Raw genomic sequence first — 16,560 nt, 5'->3', positions numbered from 1 at the left:
ACCCCCCACGGAACCCCCGTCCCCCACCGAACTGCCGCTCTCCACCGCACCCTTAGCCGTAGCACCGGGCGGACCGCCCGACGTCGTGGTGGCGGTCGCCGGCGAGGTCGGCTATCCGGGGGTGCGGATAACGGCGACCGGCGACGACCCGGTCCCGCCCCTCGACGTCTACGTGGCACTCCCCCGGGGCAAGGGCCTCGGATTCCACCCCGAAGGCGGCACGAACTGCCTGCTCACCGTGCGGGACGCCGACGGGAGGACCACCGCCTACCCTGGCCACCCCGCACCGGACGGCCGCTCCCTCACCTTCCAGGGAGTCGACCCGGCGCTGTCCGGAAAGGGGACGGAGTCCACGGCCTGGGTCGCGGTCACGGCCGCCGGCGGCGCCCGCCCCGGCACCTCCGGGCTCCTGTTCTGCCTGGGCGAGGCCACCTCTCCGTCCACCACCGTCCGGATCGTCGACGACATCCCCTTCGCCGTCGTCCCCGGCGGCCCGCCCGACGTCACTCTCGACCACGATCACCCGGTCGGCTATCCGGGCGTCCGGGTCCGGGCGGACGACGACGGCACGGTCTCCCCGCAGGACGTCTACGTCGCCCTCCCCCGGGACAAGGGGTTCCGCTTCTTCGCCGAGGGCGGCCCGAACCACGCGCTCACCGTCCAGGACCGGCACGGCACGCAGCACCTCTTCCCCGGCCACGCCTCGGCGGACGGGCAGGCGCTCCTCTTCCCCGGCGTCGACCTGTTCCTCTCCGGCAAGGGGACGGAATCGACGGTCTGGGTCGCGGTACGGGCGACACGCGCCGACGCCCCGACCACATCAGCCTCCGCCTCCGCTTCCGCGAAGGAACCGGCCGCCCTCACCTTCTGCGTCGGCGTCCGCACGGCCCCCTCCACACCCGTCGTCGTGGACGCGCGGACCTGGTGAGCGTACGGAAGGAGCCCCAGCCCGTGGACTCGGTGAAGACCACCCGCCCGTCCAGGCCCGCCCTGCCCGGAAAACCGCGCGGCATGTCCCTCACGGCCCGGGTGTACGGCTACCCCCCGGCCCACAACGCGGGATCCGAATGGATGCTGCACTCGATGCTCCGGCCCCTCGCCGCACGTGGCCACCGCGTGACGGTCTGGCTCTCGCACCCCGGCACCGTCGAGGAGAGCTACGAGATCGACGGCGTCCGCGTCGTCCCGTTCCAGGAGGGCGCCGCCTTCGCCGCCGAGGCGCAGCGCGCGGACGTCCTGCTGTCCCATTTCGAGAACGTCCCGCTCGTGTCCGGGCTCGCCCGCGCCCGCCGGATCCCCGTGGTCGTCATCTGCCACGACAACTTCGCCACGAGTTACCACAACGCGGCCGGCGCCGACCTCGTCGTCTACAACAGCGAGTGGATCCGGCGCGACGGCGAGATCCACTACGCGCGCTACCCGGCCGAGTTCCTGCCCGGCCGGACGATCGTCGTCCGCCCTCCGGTCATCGCGGAGGACTACCGCACCGAACCGGGCGAGTGCGCCACCCTCGTCAACCTCAACCCCGACAAGGGCGGCGACATCTTCTGGCAGATCGCCGCCTGGTCGCCCGAATGGAACTTCCTCGGCGTCAAGGGCTCCTACGGGACCCAGATCCTGCCGCCGACGCGCCTGCCCAACTGCGAGGTCGCCGACGGCGTCCCCGGCAACGACATGCGCACCCACGTCTACCGGCGTTCCCGCGTCATGCTGATGCCCAGCCTGTACGAGTCGTGGGGGCGCGTCGCCGTCGAGGCGATGGCGTCCGGCATCCCGGTGATCGCCCACCCGACGCCCGGCCTCGTCGAATCCCTCGGTGACGCGGGCGTCTTCGCCTACCGCGACGACCTCCACGCGTGGCTGCACGCGCTGAAGTCCCTCAAGGAACCGGCGAACTGGGAGCGCGCCTCGCGCCGCGCCAAGGCCCGCTCCGAGGCCCTGAGCGCCACCCCCGACCTCGACCTCTGGTGCGAGGCGGTCGAGTCGCTGTACGACGCCCGGCGCCGGCGCTCCTTCCACGTCGCGGGCTCGCCGCCCGCGCCCGTCCCCCTGTCCGCGAGATGAGCGGGAGCACCACGCAGCAGACCGCCCCCGCGCCCCACCGAAGGAGGATCCCCATGCCGTCGAACACACCCGAGCCGAACGACCTCGCCGCCGCCCCCGCCGCAGCCGAACAGAACCCCAACCTGGTGAAGGACGGCGGCTTCAAGGCCGGCCCCCGCTTCAACGCCGACGAGTGCGGCTTCAGCCGCGCCGTCGCCGCGGGCGGGGACAACGTCCGACTCCTGAACTGGGACTACGGCGGCAACGGCAACACCAACGGCCAGCCCGGCGCCAACCCCGGCGACTACATCGACGTCGCCACCCACGAGTACTCCTTCGCCCAGAGCGACGCCTACGGCGAGGTCGACGGCAGCAACTCGATCGACCTCGTCGGCCGCGGCAACGGCCGCCACGGTTTCGTCGGCCAGCACCTCTCCGGCCTGATCCCCGGCGCGCAGTACGACGTCACCTTCTGGGCCAGCTCTCCCTGGTACAACGAGCCGCCGCACCACACCACGATGTACTACAGCGTCACCGACGGCAGGCTCCGCGAGGGCGGCAAGTCGCTCGACAGCGACTACATCGCCGTTCCCCAGGCACGCAACGACCCCATCCCGGGCGGAAGCTGGCGGCGCCAGTGGAAGGAGTACCGGAAGTCCTTCATCGCCCAGTCCCCCGACGCTTACCTCTCCTTCGCGGACGACACCGCCGACGGCTACTGGACCGGCACCATGCTCGCCTGCGTCGCCGTACGGCTCTCGGCCCCCGCCCACGACTACCGCGTCGCCGGCACCGACCCCGCGAGTTCCGCCGACGACCCCCTCACCGCCCCGAAGGACTCCCCCTTCGGCGCCTTCCGCGTCCGCTTCCTCGACGAGACGAACCAGCCCCTCGCCGGCCAGGACGTCACCCTGCGCCTGGAACCGCACTCCACCGGCTCCCACTTCTCCTACGGCGGGCAGGCGCCGCTGACCTACTCCGCCAAGACCGACGCGGGCGGCTGGCTCACCGTCCCCGCCGGCACCCTCCAGGCCGGTCCCCAGGAAGGCCCCATGCAGATCACCGCCCGGTTCCGGGGCACGGACCTGGGCGGCCAGATCGACCTGCGCGTCGGCGCCGCCGCCTCCCGCTTCACGGTGTCCCCCGGCGGCACTCCGATCACCCTCACCCGCGCCGGCGAAACCCGCTACCCGGGCGTCGGACTCCGCGCCGAGACGGACGGTGCCGTGCCGCCGCAGAAGGTCCGGGTGACCCTCCCGCCCGACGGTGGCCTGGCCTTCGTCGCCGAGGGCGGCTACCAACTGACCGTCATGGACGCCCACCTCGCCACGAGGACCTACACCGGCGACCTCCACCCCGACGGCCGGTCCCTCACCTTCGACGGCGTCTACCTCGCCCTCCACGGCAAGGGCTCGACCTCCGCCGCCTGGGTCGCGGTCAAGGCCCTCCCGGACGCACCGGTTCCGTCGGACCTGACCCTGACCTTCCAGGTGGGCGACCGGACGTCACCGTCGACGCTCATCCACGTACGGGCGTGAGCGCCGCCTCCGTTCCGGGGCGCGCGAGCGCTCCGGAACGGAGGTTTTCAGTGAAGGCGCGCCAGGCGGGGGTGGGGAAGCGCAGGCGGGAGGCGTACGGGTACTTGCTGTCCCTTATCGAGACGAGGCCGGGTGACACGCTCGACGCTTCGATGCAGTCGACCTGCCCGCCGCTATAGGTGGACTTCCACCATTCGGCATTACCTAGTGCACGCATGCGTCGTACTCCTCCACCAGTTGCTCGATCAGGGCGATCGATGGTCCAGGAGGCAGAGCCGCCGCATGAACCAGGTCATAGCGATGAGAGTGCTGCGCCACAGCGGCCCTGTCCCTCACGACTTGACCGTACAAATCGGCTTCGAAGTAGGCCAGGTCCGGTTCGGACGCGAACGACATCATGGTCAGCGAGCCACCCATGAGCGGATGGCATCCCGCAGCGAAGGGCAAGACCTGCACTTCCACGTTGGGCGCCTTGACTGCTTCCAAAACGTGGGCGAGTTGGTCCCGCATGGCGGCCGGTCCGCCCACCGGGCGGCGGATCACCGACTCGTCCAGCACTGACCACAGGAGCGGCGGGTCGGGCTTGGTGAGAAGGTGCCGTCGGCTGACTCGCTTCCTGACCATCGCCTCGACTTCCTTCACTGACAGCCAGGGCTGGGCGCAGGCGATGACCTCCCGGGCGTACGTCTCCGTTTGCAGCAGTCCGGGGATGTGGTGGGCCAAGTACTTGTGCATGGCGATGGCCTTGGCCTCAAGGTCGAAGAACTTGAGGGGTACGTCGGGTACCGGAGCCTTCTTGACGTGCTCAAGCAACTCGACGAGGTCCCCGTCCGCCCCCAGGATCTCGTCCAGCCGGCTGTTGACCTTGTCGCTCGGAACCTCTTTCCCCAGTTCGTACTGGGCGATCCGACTGTGCGAAATGGGCACTTTCGCCCCAAGTTTCCGCTGCGACAACCGTGCCCCGCGGCGCAGCTTGCGTAGCTTCGAACCGTACAGGGCCGCAAGCGACGCCGACGGATCAAGTTCCTTCGGTGCGGGCACAGTTGCCATCCGTTTACGCGATGTGAGCCGAAAACGTTACCGCTGGTGAGCGTAGCGCCACTCAGGGATGCTGAGAACGGAATCGGAACAACCCCACCCCACGGAGTGCGCCGCATGCCCAGAGATCACCGCTGCCCCGACCTCCCCGCCCTCAGGGAAGCCACCGCCCGCGTCGCGGCGGAGCTGCACGACGCGCTCGCGTCGTTCGGGCTGGACGTCCGGGTGACGCCGGAACCGCCGGTGGGCGGGCGGGTGTTCGTGTCGATCCTCGACCCGCTGGGCGGGGAGGAGGCGAGGACGCTGGCAGCCGCGCTGCGCGCCTACAAGGCGATGCGGCCGGAGACGCTGAGCCCGCGGGTCGCGGCGGCGAACGCGTGGAGCCGTCGCCGGGACGGCCTGCGGTGAGCGACCAGGAGGCCGCGGCCGGCTATAGGCCCGTAGGAGGGTGCGCGGAGTGCAGGCGGATCAAGGACCTGTACTACCGCGCCTGGCGGGCGGGTGACCGGGAGACGGCGGTGGAGCTGACGGCGGAGATGGGCCGCCACCTGCGCCGGGCCCACTGAGACTCGTCCGGGGCCGCCGCCTGCCCAGGACTCCGCTCTCAGGCCGTGGACGCCACGGGGACGAGCCGGAGAATCTCGGCGGTGACGGCCTCCGGATCGGGGGCGACGGTGACACCGGCGACGCCGTCCAGGCCGGTGTGGGCGCCGACGCGGACCGAGTGCCGCGCGTGGCGCAGCAGGTCGAGGTCGTTGATGTCGTTGCCGAAGGCGTCGTAGTGGTCGATGCCCAAGGAGGTGAGGGCCTCCCACTTGGTGGTGGTGCCCGGGGCGAAGTCGATGATCGATTCGTCGAGGTGGTGGTTGACGGTCATCCCGAGTGTGCGGCCCGCCTCGGCGAGGGCCCGCATGTCGGTGGCGTCGACCACCAGGAACTTCACGACGGCGGGGAGGTCCGCCAGGCCGACCCGACGGGCGAGGCGGCCCTGGTCGACGCGGCCGAGGATCGGGTGGCCGGCCGGCCCGGTGTAGGCGTAGTCCCACGGGCCGTCGGCGAGGTAGCCCGCCCGGAACCGGTCGGCTTCGGCGAGCAGCTTGCCGAGGTCGCCCGGCTCGAACGCGGCCCGTGCCCGGACCCGGCCGCCGACGGAGACGAGGCTGCCGTTTCCGCCGATCAGCGTGGCGTCGGGGAAGGCTCCGCCGAGGACGGGCAGCAGGTCGCGGACCGGCCGGGCGGAGGCGAAGACCAGTCGGTGACCGGCCTGCTCGCAGGCTTCGAGGGCGGCCAGGATGCGGCGGTCGATCGTCCGGCCGTCGAAGCAGAGCGTGCCGTCGATGTCGAAGACCGTGGTGCGGGCAGCGGAATTGATCACCACGCGAGCGTACCGAGCCGACTCCGCGTACGGCCCACCGCCCGCCGGGCCCGTGGCGGCGGCGCCGCCCTGCTCCGAGCGAGCGAATGCGGTCACTCACACGAGGGGGGCCGGTCAACGCGTATAGACCGATGCCGACGGTGGTGAGACAACGACCTCACGGGCCTTCTCTGAGCCCAGTACACCTCGCTCCCCGGTTGGAAAAGGAGTCGACATGCGCCGTATCACAGCCGCCGTCTTCGCGGCTCTTCTCACCGCATCCCTGGCGGGGCTCGCGGGTACGGGTACGGCCACGGCCGCGCCCACGTCCGTCACGGCCAACCAATGCATCCTGGGCGGCGGGCACGTCGTCCCGATCTCGCCGACCGTGAGGGTCTGTGTCGGTGGCATCTTCGACGGCGCGCAGGTGGTCGGCTGACCCGTCTCGTCGCTCCCACGCCCGGGGGATTGCCCTACTCCGCACAGGGAGGCGGGCAGGATCGCCCGCCGGTGTCTCCCACGGAAATGCTGGGCCCGGCACGGGAACCGCCCCGGGCCGTGGTTCCGGTCAGCGGAAGGGGAGTCGACAGGTGGGACAGGTGGGCGGACGGACGAGAAGACGGCGCGGAGCCGTGGCGGGAGCGGTCGCGGTGGCCGTGGGCGTGCTCACGGCGGGGGCCGCGCTACCGCCCGCCACGGCAGCGCCCGTCGCCACCAGGCCCGACGCCGTACGACAGGGCCTGGACGCCCTCGTGCGTTCCGACGGCGTACCCGCCGCCCTGGCCGCCGTCACGGACGGCAGGGGGCACACCCGTACGTACACGGCGGGCGCCGGTGACGTCGCCACCGGCGCCGGGGTGCCCCGGGACGGCCAGGTCCGCATCGGCAGCAACACCAAGGCGTTCACGGCCGTGGTCGTGCTCCAGCTCGTCGCCGAGGGCAAGGTGGGACTGGACGAGCACGTCGACAAGTACCTCCCGGGGCTCGTCCACGGCGAGGGCATCGACGGCGGCGTCATCACCGTCCGGCAGCTCCTCCAGCACACCAGCGGGCTCCCGGACTACACCAAGAATCTGAGCGACGACATCCGTTACTACGAGCCCCGCGACCTCCTCGGCCTCGCGCTCCGCCGGAAGGCCGACTTCGAACCCGGCGGGGGCTGGAAGTACAGCAACACCAATTACCTGGTCGCCGGGCTCATCGTGCAGGAGGTCACCGGACGCCCCTTGGCCGTGGAGATCGAGCAGCGCGTCATCCGGCGCGCCGGGCTGCGGCACACCTACTTCCCCGCCCCCGGCGAACTGCGCATCCGCGAACGCCATCCCAAGGGCTACTACCGGGCGTCCGAGGGGGCGCCGTTCGTCGACGCCACCGAGTGGGACCCCTCCTGGGCCTGGGCGGCGGGGCAGCTGGTGTCGACCGACTCCGACCTCAACCGCTTCTACACCGCGCTCCTGGGCGGCCGCCTCCTCGCGAAGCCGCAACTGGATCAGATGCGCACCACGGTCCCCGCCGGCCACCCCTTCGCCGCAGGCGCCCGCTACGGCCTGGGCCTGGTCAGCACCCCTCTCTCCTGCGGCGGCGTCTACTGGGGCCACGGCGGCAGCATGACGGGCTACGAGACCCGGGGCGGCGTCACCGAGGACGGCCGGGCCGTCGACGTGGCCGTCACCACGCAGCCGGGAGAGGCGACGCGCAGGCACATGGAGCAGCTCGTGGACCGGGCACTCTGCTCGCCCGCCCGGCCGGACGAGGACGCGGGGGCGCGCAAGACCGGTCACCCCATCCCCTGATGGGCCGGCCGGCGGTTCACGGGCTGAGGTGCCGCCACATCCAGGCGATGTCGGGATACGGGGGCGGGGTGAGGTCGTCGGGGTCCCACAGCAGAGGAGTGGGACTGGGGGTGAGAGTGGGCAGCGCCGGGGGGCCGTCACCGTCGCCGGTGGTTTCGGCGGTGAGATAGCGGGCGCTGGCGGCGGTGAAGTCGAGGGAGGCGGGAACCCACTGGGGCAGTTCGGCGGCGTAGCGGGCGACGGCGGGCCGGGGGTCCCGCAGGAGCCGTTGCTGGAGGCGGAGCATGAGACAGAGGACGCGTTCGTAGAGTTCGGCGGCCTTGAACAGAGCGGTGGCGGTGTCGAGGGACTGTTCGGCGGCGAGGGCGGAGAAGAGGTTGACATCGCCGTCCTGGGCTTCCTTGGCGAGGCTGCCGAGGTCGTTGACGATCAGGCAGGGGTAGAACGTCGCCAGGGTGAAGGCCCGCACCAGGGGGTCGTAGAGCTCGGCTGGTGTCATCGCGTATCCGGCGCCCGGCGCGGTGTAGGCGGCCAGGGCGCCGGCGCCCGCTTTGGGCCAGCGCATGCGCAGGTACTCGCCGACTGTGGGGACGGCCGTACCGGCGGACTGGAGTGCGACCTTCCACAACTGCCCGCCCAACCAGTGGGCGTTCTCGGAACGGACGGCTTCCATACCGTCGGTTCCCAGGCACTCCTCCATCCGCTTCCGCAGGTCGCGCAGGCTGCTGAGGAACGGGTCGGCCGGCAGCGGGGCGTCCGGCGGCTCGTACAGGACCCGGTTGGCCTCACCGGTCAGCGCGACCGCCCGGGCGAGATCGCCGGTGAGTGTGTCGAGGTGGTCGTCCCACTTGAACGCCCAGTAGCTGTAACACGTCATGGCGATCCCCGCCGCTTCGGTGACGAAGGGCATCCCGTGGGCGATCAACGCTCCGATGTTCATCCGTGTCAGGCGGGAGCCGGGGGAGCACAGCCCCTGCTCGACGGCCCAGGCGGCGCCGGCTTCGTCGAGCACCCGGCCACCGGCCGGATGCTCCCGCAGGGGCACCGGGCAGTACAGGCGCAGGCCCTCGGGAGGCAGATTGCTCACGAGTTCGCCGAGAGTAGTCGTCACGCGGTGCCTCCACGATGGGTCCTGTGCCGGTCTGCTACGAGTCGTCAGTGGTCGCGGGCGGTAAGCAGGCGAGCCAAGCCTATGAGCTCCGCCCCGGCGGCCGGGCCCGGCGGGCCCCGAACGTCCGCAGGTGTGTGACCCGATGGTCGTCACCACCGCCGGCCGGTTGCCGAAGGCCGCCCCATGGGCGAGGCGTACAGCCGCCCCGCCCACCACAAGAAGGGCACCAAGCCCCGGCGCACCGAGGAGCGGCAGACTTGCCCACCCGGGCCATGTGCAGCGGGCACGAGGCCGAACGAGTACACGGGGTACGTCGGTGGATCTCAGCTCAGTGATCATCGCAGTGGCAGGCGTCGCGGGAACCCTGGGAGGGGCGCTGCTCACCCAGCGCGGCTCCGAACGAGCGAAGCGCCGGGAGATAGAGCTCGTTCGGGAGCATGAGGAGATCCACGAGAACCGTGCGCTGCGACGCACCTGTTATGTGGAACTCAACCGAGAAGCCCGGCAGTTCACCACCGCACTCAACCGTCACCTCCACGTCATGAGGGAACGTGACGTGGACGATGCCGACCGCGACGCACTCGACGAGGCGAAGAACGCGCACCGCGACCGTTACTCCGAAGCACAGATGATCGCCCCCGAAGAAGTCCTCAGGCGAGCGAGTGTCGTCAACCAAGCCCTGAGCAAGCTCTACGGCCAGGTCAAGCGCCTCGAACGCGGTGCCCCCGAACCAGGCGAAACGATGGAGACGGCGGCTCGGGCTCAGTCCGAGGTCTGGGAGGTGCTCCGAGCCATGAGAACCGCCATGCGCCGCGACCTCGGTGTGTCACGTGAAGACTGAGAGCCGGCACTCGGCTTGTTCTTTTTCTACCGGCCGCGTCGGTCTCAGGTCTGGGCCGTCCACCGAGGTGGATGTCAGCGGCACGTGGCAGAGTTTCGCCCATGCTTCAGGTGTGTTTGAACGGGGTCCGTGACCGGGGCGAGTGCCGCTCTCTTCCGGTGACTGCCGAAGAGCTGGCTGCCGAGGCGAGGAGAGCCGTGTCAGCTGGTGCCGAGGACGTTCACCTGCACCCCAAAGACGCCGGCGGCCGTGATTCCCTGGCTCCTGAGCTGGTAGCCGCGGCGGTCACAGCTGTGCGTGCCGCTGTGCCGAAGGACGTGCGGGTCGGAGTGACTACGGGGGCGTGGGCGGTTCCCGATCCACAGTGCCGGGCTCGCCTCATCCGCTCGTGGTCGGTGCTACCCGATCACGCCTCGGTGAACTGGCATGAGGAAGGCGCCGAGGCGGTGGCTGGTGTATTGCTGGATCTTGGCATCGGTGTCGAGGCGGGCATTTACTCCGGTACTGATGCGGCCCGCAGATTCCTTGCCTCCCCGCTGTCGGCCAGGGTGTTGCGCGTGCTCGCCGAGGTCACCGACACCGACCCCGGAACGGCGGCGGCTACGGCCGTGGACCTGGTGAAGGAGCTGAGCGAAGAGCTGACGGCGCCCGTGCTGCTGCACGGGGAAGAAGGCGGAGCATGGCCGGTCCTGCGGGTTGCCGCACAGCAAGGTCTGGACTCCCGGATCGGCCTCGAGGACGTCCTGGTACTGCCTGACAGCTCCACGGCCGAGGACAACGCCGCGCTGGTGCACGCCGCGCGAAGCCTTCTGCGGACAGGCCGGGGAAGCGGGGTCCTGTGAGCTTGCCGATTTCGAAAAAGGTCTCGCACTGGGTCGCCCGCCTGGGCATTCGCCGAACGCGGGGGCGGCCTCCGCCTGATCATGTGCTCCGACCAAAAAGTGCACCTGACCACGACGAAGGCCGAGGACGACGCGACCGCGGTCACCGCCGACCAGTTGAGGGGTGTCGTCGAGCGCCTCGTGGCGGCGGGCCAGTGGACGCCCGGGGACCCGGAGATCACCATCGTCATGGACGCCGGTTACGACGTCACCCGCCTGGCCTGGGTCCTGCGGGATCTTCCTGTCGAGCTGGTCGGGCGGATCCGCTCAGACCGGGTGATGCGCACTCCGGCGCCCTCACGCGAGGAGTTCCACCGCGCTCACTCCCGCGGCGGGCATCCGCCCAGGCACGGGCCGGAGTTCCGCTTCGCCAGGCCCGACACCTGGCCCGAGGCGGCGGTCACCACGGCCACCGACACCGTGAACTACGGCAAGGCCGAAGCCCAGGCGTGGGACCGGGTCCACCCGAGGCTGACCCACCGCTCGGCCTGGCTGGAGCACGACGGCAAACTCCCCATCGTCGAGGGCACCCTGGTCCGCCTCAAGGCCGAGCACCTCTCCACAGAGCGCGAGGCGCCACCGGTCTGGCTGTGGTCCTCCAAGACCGGCGCCAGACCGGCAGACGTGGACCTGTGGTGGCAGGTGTTTCTCAGGAGATTCGATCTTGAGCACACCTTCCGTTTCGGAAAGCAGACGCTCGGCTGGCCCCCCCCCAGATCCGTACTCCCGAGGCCGCAGACCGGTGGACCGGGCTCCCGGTCGTCGCCCACACCCAGCTTCGCCTCGCCCGGCCGCCGGCCGCCGACCGCCGCCGGCCCTGGGAGAAGCCGACCGCGCCCGAACGCCTCACCCCGGCCCGGGTCCGCCGGGGGTTCAGGAACATCCGAGCTCACCTCGCCTGTCCGGACAAAAAAGAGCAAGCTCAGCTCCGGGCGAGCTCTCTTGTCCGCCTCGACCGGCCGAAACCGACCGAGGCAGAGGTTGCAACGCAAGCTGAGGCGGAGGGGCCTTACGGCCGCGCCGGACCGTACTCGGCCGCTCCCTCTCGGTGAGACGGTCGGCCACCCCCGGGCGCCCCCTTACGACACCGGGAACTTGGCGACGTACACGGCGAACGGCTCGATGCCGACCTCGGCGCGCCGCTCGTCCATCCGCTCGGGGTCCTCGCAGGGCCACGGGACAGGGGCCCCGTCCCGTACGCCGGCGATCTGCGTGCCGTACACCTGCTCGCGGCCCTCGTTGACGAGGGTGCGGTCGCGCAGGAAGGCGAGCTCCCGGGGCGCGGCCCGCCCGGCGGCGACCGCCTGTTCCAGCAGGCGGAGAGCGCGCCGCTGCACGTCCAGTTGGCGGTCGGCGTGCTGGGCGATCAGCCAGGCTGCCCGGGCCGCGTCCTCGCCGACCAGGTCGGCGGCCGGCCAGCCGTATTCGTCCATGATCTCGTTCAGCCGGTCGCCGTGCCGGGCGGTCAGGCGCCGCCAGGCCAGCTGCGCGGCCGGGTCCTCGCTGTGCGCGTGGGCGGCTGCACGGTGATCGTCGGCAGCCATGCGTTCGAGCTCCGCGGCGAGGTGCGCCGGAGAGGCGGTCATCGTCAACTCCTCTGGGGAATCGGGTCGGTCGGGACGTTTCCCCACCTTAGGAGGGCGAATCACCACAAAGATCGTCCACAGGAACGGTGACAGCAGGGCCCGCGCACGGCGATAATGGATGTACTCCCCCCGCTCCTCCCCGCCTCGGACGGCCGCGCGCCACGCGCACCGCGCCGCCGCGCGGCCACCTCCGGATGTCAGTGGCCGTCGCTAGGCTCGGAGGTATGACACTGACGAAGCGAGAACGGGAACTGTTTCTGGCGGAGCCTCACATCGGCGCCCTGTCGGTGGTCGAACGGCCGGGACGCGCGCCGCTGACCGTCCCCCTCTGGTACCAGTACACGCCGGGCGGCGAGCTGTGGATCCGGACCGGACCCGACTCCAGGAAGGCCCGGGCGATCCGGGCGGCGGGGCGCTTCAGCCTGCTGGCGCAGCGGACGGACCCGACGGTGCGCTACGTGTCCGTCGAGGGCCCGGTGATCAGGACGGAGGAGGACAGCCCCGAGCGGTCCCGGGAGATGGCCGCGCGGTACCTGCCGGCGGACAAGGTCGACGGCTTCGTCGAGTACGACCGCACGCGGCTCGGCGAGCACTTCCTGATCTTCATGCGGCCGGAGCACTGGATCTCGGCCGACCTGGGAGGCTTCTGACCTCCGGCCGGGCCGCCACAGACCGTCGGCCGCGGTCTCCGGTCGCCGCTCGGCACGCGGGCGCCGCCATGGCCGCCGCCCCGAGGCGAGCCCGGGCGCCCGGCCCACGACACCCGCCGGACGTTCCGCTCCCCCCTGTCCCGATCACCACCGTCGACCCCGGCTCCACGGCCACCGACTTCGACGGCACCGTCCCCTGGCAGCACGGGAACGCGCCTCTCCGCCCACCACCACGCTGGCCAGCCCTCCTTGCCGACCTCAAGTATCCGCCGACAGGCCGACGTTGACGGCGTGAGGCAGGCCCTCCGCGACAACGCTCATGTGCGGATCCCGTCCAAAGGTGCGAGCATCGCCGAGCCACCGGTGGAAGGAGAAGTCCCTTGAGTGATCCCGTGGTTCGGCCGAACGAGACGACGGTGCCGCTGATGCCGTGCGCGTCGGTGGAGGAGACCCTGGCGTTCTACGAGGCACTGGGGTTCGAGGTGATCTACAAACAGAGCAAGCCCTACGTATCCCTGATGCTGCGGTGGAGCGGATTCCGGCTGTGCTTCGGCCCCGCGCCCAAGGACCTGGACCCGGCCCGGGAGGAGTCCGGGTGCGCCCTGGTCATGGTCGACGACGTCGCGCCGTACCATGCGGAGATCGTGGCGGCGATGCGGCGGGCCTACGGGAAGGTACTGCACTCCGGCCTTCCGCGGGTCACCCGCTACCGGCCCGGCGCGTCCCGGTTCACGCTGGTCGATCCGTCCGGGAACTCGATCGTGTTCATACGGCGCGACGAGCCGCTGGAGCTGGAGTACGGCGGCTCGAAGAAGCTGACGGGCCTGGCCAAGGCGGTCGACAACGCCCGGATCCTCCGCGAGTTCAAAAACGACGACCTCCAGGCCTTCCGCGCGCTCAAGTCCGCGCTGCGCAGGCACGGTCCGGACGCCCCGACGGTCGAGCGGGCCATCGCCCTGTGCCACCTCACCGACCTGGCCACGGTCCTCGGCGAGCCCACCGGCCCCTGGCTCGCCGAACTGCGCGGCCTGGAACTCACCGCCGACGCCAGACAACGCGTCGAGTCGGAACTCGGACATCTCGACGGGCTCCGGGAGTGGTTGCCCCGGACGTGAGACGGCTCCCGGCCGACTGCGGGGGCGTGAGACACGCGGGGTGGCGGAGGGCGACGGCGGGCCGCCGGGTGGCCGACCGCGACCGGCCGCCCCGGCCGTCCGCCCGGATCGCGCCACGGACGCGGCCCGCGAGACGGAGCCGCGCGACGCCCACGCACACGCCCACGCCCAGCCCGCCGCCGTCCCCTCCCCGTCCCATGCGGGCGGGAGCGGCTCCGGAACCGTCCCTGCCGGGACCCCTACGAGGTGACGGAGACGTTCCCGCCCTGCGTGTGCGCCTTGATCCGGTGCGGGGCGCCGTCGGTCGAGGGAACGGTGACCTTGCGGTCGCCGCCCTGCGTGGTCGCTTCCACGGCGTAACTGCCCTTGGGTACCCGGATCCTGACGTCACCCCCCTGCGTCCGGCCGTCCACCGTGTCCGGCACGGAGGTCAATGTGGCCGTCACGTCGCCGCCCTGGGTGTGGGCGCGGACCGAGCGGGACGCGGAGTCCTCGACGCGGACGTTCCCGCCGCTGCTCTCGGCCTCGACACCGCCGGACGTCCCGCGGACGGCGATGTCACCGCCCGTGGTCTTGAGGTCGACGGCCACCGAGGGCGGCGCCAGCACGGTGAGGTGGACCGTGCACCGCCGCGCCGAACCTCCGCAGTCCGCCTTGCCGATGGAGAAACGGCCGTCGCTCAGGCCGTGCTCGGGGTTCGGCTTGGAGCCGCTGTACTCGTACCGCTCGGTCACGCGCACCATGTCCGTACCCTCGGCGAGCGGGCGCACGGTGATGTCGCCGCCGAGGCTCCGGGCCTCGATCACCGTGACCTTTCCGCGCACGGTGTATGTGCGTTCCGCCTTCTTCGTCGGACCGTCGTCCAGCGAACAGCCGGTCACGAGGAGGGCGGCGCTCAGGGCGGCGCCGGAGAGGGCCAGGAGGGATGTGCGGTTCCGGGGTGCGGGGGACATGGGGTACGGGCTCCAGGTACGGACGGTGGACGGTGGGTGGGATCGGGGGGCGAGGGCGGTGCGGTACGCCCATCCTCTCTCATCAGGACTGACGGGCCGTCGGCACAGGGGATGATTCCCGGCCGGCCGATTCCCTAGGGGATGCCCTGAGGGACCGGCGTCCACCACACCGAATGCGGCCACTTGCCCCGCAGTTGGCGCGCGCTCTCTCCGTACACTGACGGTCATGGCATCCCGTATCAGCGAACTGGTCATCGACGCCGTCGACCCCGAGCGGCTCGCCGCCTTCTGGAGCGAGGTCCTCGGCTACGCCGAGATCGAGCGGGAGGACGACGGAAGCATCATGATCGGGCCGCCCGAGGCCGGCTTCGGCGGGCCGCAGCCCACGCTCGTCATCAGCCCCACCAGCGACCCGCGCCCCAAGAAGCTCCGGCTGCACCTGGACGTCAGCCCCACCGACCGCGACCAGGACGCCGAACTGGAGCGGCTGCTCGCCCTCGGCGCCCGGCGCGCCGACGTCGGCCAGAGCGGCACCGAGAGCTGGCACGTCCTGGCCGACCCGGAAGGCAACGAGTTCTGCCTCCTGCGCGCCCGGATCCGCCCCCTCTGACCGGGACCGGCCTCAGGGGTGAGGGCAACGTCGGATCGGGACCGCGCGCCCGGCGGCAGCCACCCCGTACAGTCCCGGGCATGACCCACACGCCGGCACCGGAGGGGGCACAAGCCCCGCCCCCGCCCGGGCGCCGGCACCCCGCCACCACACCGGAACGGACGACCGACCCCGCGATGAACCCGCCCGTCACCCCTTGGACGACCCGCCCCGAGACCGCCGCGGACATCCCGGCGGTACGCGCCGTCGAACTGGCGGCCTTTCCGACGCCGCTGGAGGCGGACCTGGTCGACGCGCTGCGCGCCGATCCGGCCTGGATCCCCGGCCTGTCCCTGGTCGCCGAGGCCCCGGACGGCACACTTGTCGCCCACGCGCTGCTGACGCGCTGCCACATCGGCGAGGAGCCGGCGCTCTGCCTCGCCCCCGTCGCCGTCCTGCCCGACCACCAGCGGACGGGGGCCGGAACGGCGGTCGTCCGGGCGGCCCTCGAAGCGGCGCGGGCCCTGGGCGAACACGCCGTCACGGTGCTGGGGCACCCGGACTACTACCCGCGCTTCGGCTTCACGCGGGCGTCCGCGTACGGCGTCCTGCCCGCGTTCGAGGTGCCGGACGAGGCGATGATGGTGCTGGGGCTCCAGGCAGGGCGCCCGATGCCGACGGGACGGATCCGGTACGCGGAACCGTTCGGGGCCTGAGCACCTGCTGGGAGAGCGCCCCCAACCCGTCCGCCGTTCGAGGACCACCGCGCCCAGCCCGGTTTCCGGCGAGGGCACAGGCACGGCCCGCCACAGACGAAACCGCCGACGCCCACGGAGCCGAGCCACTCCGAGCGGCGAGCCCCCACCGAACAGGCCGGCCGGCCGCCCCCTCCGGCTTCCGAGGACAACCGCGCCCAGCGCGGTTCCCAGAGGGGGCGCGGACACGGCCCGCCACAGACGAACCCACGGCGCCGACGGAACAGGCCCCGTAAGCGGATCCACTCGGAGCGCGAACCCCCGCCGAACAAGCCGACCACCCACCCCGCCCGGCGCCCGAGGACGCCACCCC

General features: G+C 71.6%; 18 protein-coding genes and 2 pseudogenes. 14 read left to right on the top strand and 6 right to left on the bottom strand.

Annotated elements, in window-relative coordinates; all coding sequences use genetic code 11:
- From ACSNOK_RS18950 to ACSNOK_RS18940, 3 genes and pseudogenes are all read left to right on the top strand, one after another.
- Positions 1-928, top strand: a pseudogene (locus tag ACSNOK_RS18950) (hypothetical protein); the annotation flags it as partial.
- 23 nt (positions 929-951) lie between these two features.
- On the top strand, positions 952-2,064 hold the full coding sequence (locus ACSNOK_RS18945; protein WP_436781897.1) for a glycosyltransferase family 4 protein: 1,113 nt from the start codon (positions 952-954) through the stop codon (positions 2,062-2,064).
- Between the two features lie 53 nt (positions 2,065-2,117).
- Positions 2,118-3,581: a hypothetical protein gene (locus ACSNOK_RS18940; RefSeq protein WP_436781896.1), complete on the top strand. Its 1,464-nt coding sequence runs from the start codon at positions 2,118-2,120 to the stop codon at positions 3,579-3,581.
- Here ACSNOK_RS18940 and ACSNOK_RS18935 read toward each other — a convergent pair.
- Together ACSNOK_RS18935 and ACSNOK_RS18930 are read right to left on the bottom strand one after the other, a co-directional pair.
- Positions 3,562-3,798: a DUF397 domain-containing protein gene (locus tag ACSNOK_RS18935; protein WP_436781895.1), complete on the bottom strand. Its 237-nt coding sequence runs from the start codon at positions 3,796-3,798 to the stop codon at positions 3,562-3,564. The two genes, ACSNOK_RS18940 and ACSNOK_RS18935, sit on opposite strands and share 20 nt — an antisense overlap.
- Complete coding sequence (locus ACSNOK_RS18930; RefSeq protein ID WP_436781894.1) at positions 3,786-4,622, bottom strand: helix-turn-helix domain-containing protein; 837 nt, start codon at positions 4,620-4,622, stop codon at positions 3,786-3,788. Before ACSNOK_RS18930 ends, ACSNOK_RS18935 begins: the two co-directional genes overlap by 13 nt.
- Before the next feature lie 114 nt (positions 4,623-4,736).
- Between ACSNOK_RS18930 and ACSNOK_RS18925 the strand changes: the two genes are divergently transcribed.
- Both ACSNOK_RS18925 and ACSNOK_RS18920 read left to right on the top strand, forming a co-directional pair.
- The gene (locus tag ACSNOK_RS18925) at positions 4,737-5,027 is read left to right on the top strand and encodes a hypothetical protein (RefSeq protein ID WP_436781893.1); all 291 of its coding nucleotides are present in this window, start codon (positions 4,737-4,739) and stop codon (positions 5,025-5,027) included.
- On the top strand, positions 5,024-5,185 hold the full coding sequence (locus ACSNOK_RS18920) for a hypothetical protein (protein WP_436781892.1): 162 nt from the start codon (positions 5,024-5,026) through the stop codon (positions 5,183-5,185). Before ACSNOK_RS18925 ends, ACSNOK_RS18920 begins: the two co-directional genes overlap by 4 nt.
- Before the next feature lie 38 nt (positions 5,186-5,223).
- Here ACSNOK_RS18920 and ACSNOK_RS18915 read toward each other — a convergent pair whose 3' ends face one another.
- A complete protein-coding gene (locus ACSNOK_RS18915; protein ID WP_436781891.1) occupies positions 5,224-5,994 on the bottom strand; it encodes an HAD hydrolase family protein in 771 nt (256 codons plus the stop codon).
- Positions 5,995-6,208: 214 nt separating this feature from the next.
- Between ACSNOK_RS18915 and ACSNOK_RS18910 the strand changes: the two genes are divergently transcribed.
- Together ACSNOK_RS18910 and ACSNOK_RS18905 are read left to right on the top strand one after the other, a co-directional pair.
- Entirely contained in the window at positions 6,209-6,412 is a 204-nt protein-coding gene (locus tag ACSNOK_RS18910) for a hypothetical protein (RefSeq protein WP_436781890.1), read from the top strand.
- A 193-nt stretch (positions 6,413-6,605) separates the two neighbouring features.
- Positions 6,606-7,766: a serine hydrolase domain-containing protein gene (locus ACSNOK_RS18905; RefSeq protein WP_436781889.1), complete on the top strand. Its 1,161-nt coding sequence runs from the start codon at positions 6,606-6,608 to the stop codon at positions 7,764-7,766.
- A gap of 16 nt (positions 7,767-7,782) precedes the next feature.
- Here the strand turns inward: ACSNOK_RS18905 and ACSNOK_RS18900 are convergent, their stop codons facing one another.
- Entirely contained in the window at positions 7,783-8,877 is a 1,095-nt protein-coding gene (locus tag ACSNOK_RS18900) for a terpene synthase family protein (protein ID WP_436781888.1), read from the bottom strand.
- A gap of 331 nt (positions 8,878-9,208) precedes the next feature.
- Between ACSNOK_RS18900 and ACSNOK_RS18895 the strand changes: the two genes are divergently transcribed.
- From ACSNOK_RS18895 to ACSNOK_RS18885, 3 genes and pseudogenes are all read left to right on the top strand, one after another.
- A complete protein-coding gene (locus ACSNOK_RS18895; RefSeq protein WP_436781887.1) occupies positions 9,209-9,718 on the top strand; it encodes a hypothetical protein in 510 nt (169 codons plus the stop codon).
- Between the two features lie 101 nt (positions 9,719-9,819).
- Positions 9,820-10,560: a 3-keto-5-aminohexanoate cleavage protein gene (locus ACSNOK_RS18890; RefSeq protein ID WP_436781886.1), complete on the top strand. Its 741-nt coding sequence runs from the start codon at positions 9,820-9,822 to the stop codon at positions 10,558-10,560.
- A 123-nt stretch (positions 10,561-10,683) separates the two neighbouring features.
- Positions 10,684-11,504, top strand: a pseudogene (locus ACSNOK_RS18885) (transposase); the annotation flags it as partial.
- A gap of 174 nt (positions 11,505-11,678) precedes the next feature.
- Here ACSNOK_RS18885 and ACSNOK_RS18880 read toward each other — a convergent pair.
- The gene (locus ACSNOK_RS18880) at positions 11,679-12,185 is read right to left on the bottom strand and encodes a DUF6624 domain-containing protein (RefSeq protein ID WP_436781885.1); all 507 of its coding nucleotides are present in this window, start codon (positions 12,183-12,185) and stop codon (positions 11,679-11,681) included.
- Positions 12,186-12,409: 224 nt separating this feature from the next.
- Here ACSNOK_RS18880 and ACSNOK_RS18875 point away from each other — a divergent pair, with 224 nt between their 5' ends.
- Both ACSNOK_RS18875 and ACSNOK_RS18870 read left to right on the top strand, forming a co-directional pair.
- Positions 12,410-12,835: a pyridoxamine 5'-phosphate oxidase family protein gene (locus ACSNOK_RS18875; protein ID WP_436781884.1), complete on the top strand. Its 426-nt coding sequence runs from the start codon at positions 12,410-12,412 to the stop codon at positions 12,833-12,835.
- A gap of 380 nt (positions 12,836-13,215) precedes the next feature.
- Complete coding sequence (locus ACSNOK_RS18870; RefSeq protein ID WP_436781883.1) at positions 13,216-13,950, top strand: glyoxalase; 735 nt, start codon at positions 13,216-13,218, stop codon at positions 13,948-13,950.
- Positions 13,951-14,189: 239 nt separating this feature from the next.
- Here ACSNOK_RS18870 and ACSNOK_RS18865 read toward each other — a convergent pair whose 3' ends face one another.
- Positions 14,190-14,903, bottom strand: a complete 714-nt coding sequence (locus tag ACSNOK_RS18865) for a DUF4097 family beta strand repeat-containing protein (protein ID WP_436781882.1) — start codon at positions 14,901-14,903, stop codon at positions 14,190-14,192.
- A 226-nt stretch (positions 14,904-15,129) separates the two neighbouring features.
- Between ACSNOK_RS18865 and ACSNOK_RS18860 the strand changes: the two genes are divergently transcribed.
- On the top strand, positions 15,130-15,513 hold the full coding sequence (locus ACSNOK_RS18860; RefSeq protein ID WP_436781881.1) for a VOC family protein: 384 nt from the start codon (positions 15,130-15,132) through the stop codon (positions 15,511-15,513).
- 176 nt (positions 15,514-15,689) lie between these two features.
- Positions 15,690-16,208 carry a GNAT family N-acetyltransferase gene (locus ACSNOK_RS18855; RefSeq protein ID WP_436781898.1) on the top strand — a complete coding sequence of 173 codons (519 nt, stop codon included), beginning with the start codon at positions 15,690-15,692 and terminating at the stop codon, positions 16,206-16,208.
- Positions 16,209-16,560 lie beyond the last annotated feature (352 nt).

The organism is Streptomyces sp. URMC 126 (assembly GCF_051386555.1).
GTDB lineage: Bacteria > Actinomycetota > Actinomycetes > Streptomycetales > Streptomycetaceae > Streptomyces.
Note: the sequence above shows the minus strand (reverse complement) of the source record. Positions and strands in the feature narration are given on the sequence as shown.

Excerpts from the sequence above, each read along its gene's own strand:
- ACSNOK_RS18940 (WP_436781896.1), top strand. The coding sequence starts at position 2,118 with ATGCCGTCGAACACACCCGAGCCGAACGACCTCGCCGCCGCCCCCGCC.
- ACSNOK_RS18935 (WP_436781895.1), bottom strand. The coding sequence starts at position 3,798 with ATGCGTGCACTAGGTAATGCCGAATGGTGGAAGTCCACCTATAGCGGC.
- ACSNOK_RS18925 (WP_436781893.1), top strand. The coding sequence starts at position 4,737 with ATGCCCAGAGATCACCGCTGCCCCGACCTCCCCGCCCTCAGGGAAGCC.
- ACSNOK_RS18910 (WP_436781890.1), top strand. The coding sequence starts at position 6,209 with ATGCGCCGTATCACAGCCGCCGTCTTCGCGGCTCTTCTCACCGCATCC.
- ACSNOK_RS18890 (WP_436781886.1), top strand. The coding sequence starts at position 9,820 with ATGCTTCAGGTGTGTTTGAACGGGGTCCGTGACCGGGGCGAGTGCCGC.
- ACSNOK_RS18880 (WP_436781885.1), bottom strand. The coding sequence starts at position 12,185 with ATGACCGCCTCTCCGGCGCACCTCGCCGCGGAGCTCGAACGCATGGCT.
- ACSNOK_RS18875 (WP_436781884.1), top strand. The coding sequence starts at position 12,410 with ATGACACTGACGAAGCGAGAACGGGAACTGTTTCTGGCGGAGCCTCAC.
- ACSNOK_RS18865 (WP_436781882.1), bottom strand. The coding sequence starts at position 14,903 with ATGTCCCCCGCACCCCGGAACCGCACATCCCTCCTGGCCCTCTCCGGC.
- ACSNOK_RS18860 (WP_436781881.1), top strand. The coding sequence starts at position 15,130 with ATGGCATCCCGTATCAGCGAACTGGTCATCGACGCCGTCGACCCCGAG.
- ACSNOK_RS18855 (WP_436781898.1), top strand. The coding sequence starts at position 15,690 with ATGAACCCGCCCGTCACCCCTTGGACGACCCGCCCCGAGACCGCCGCG.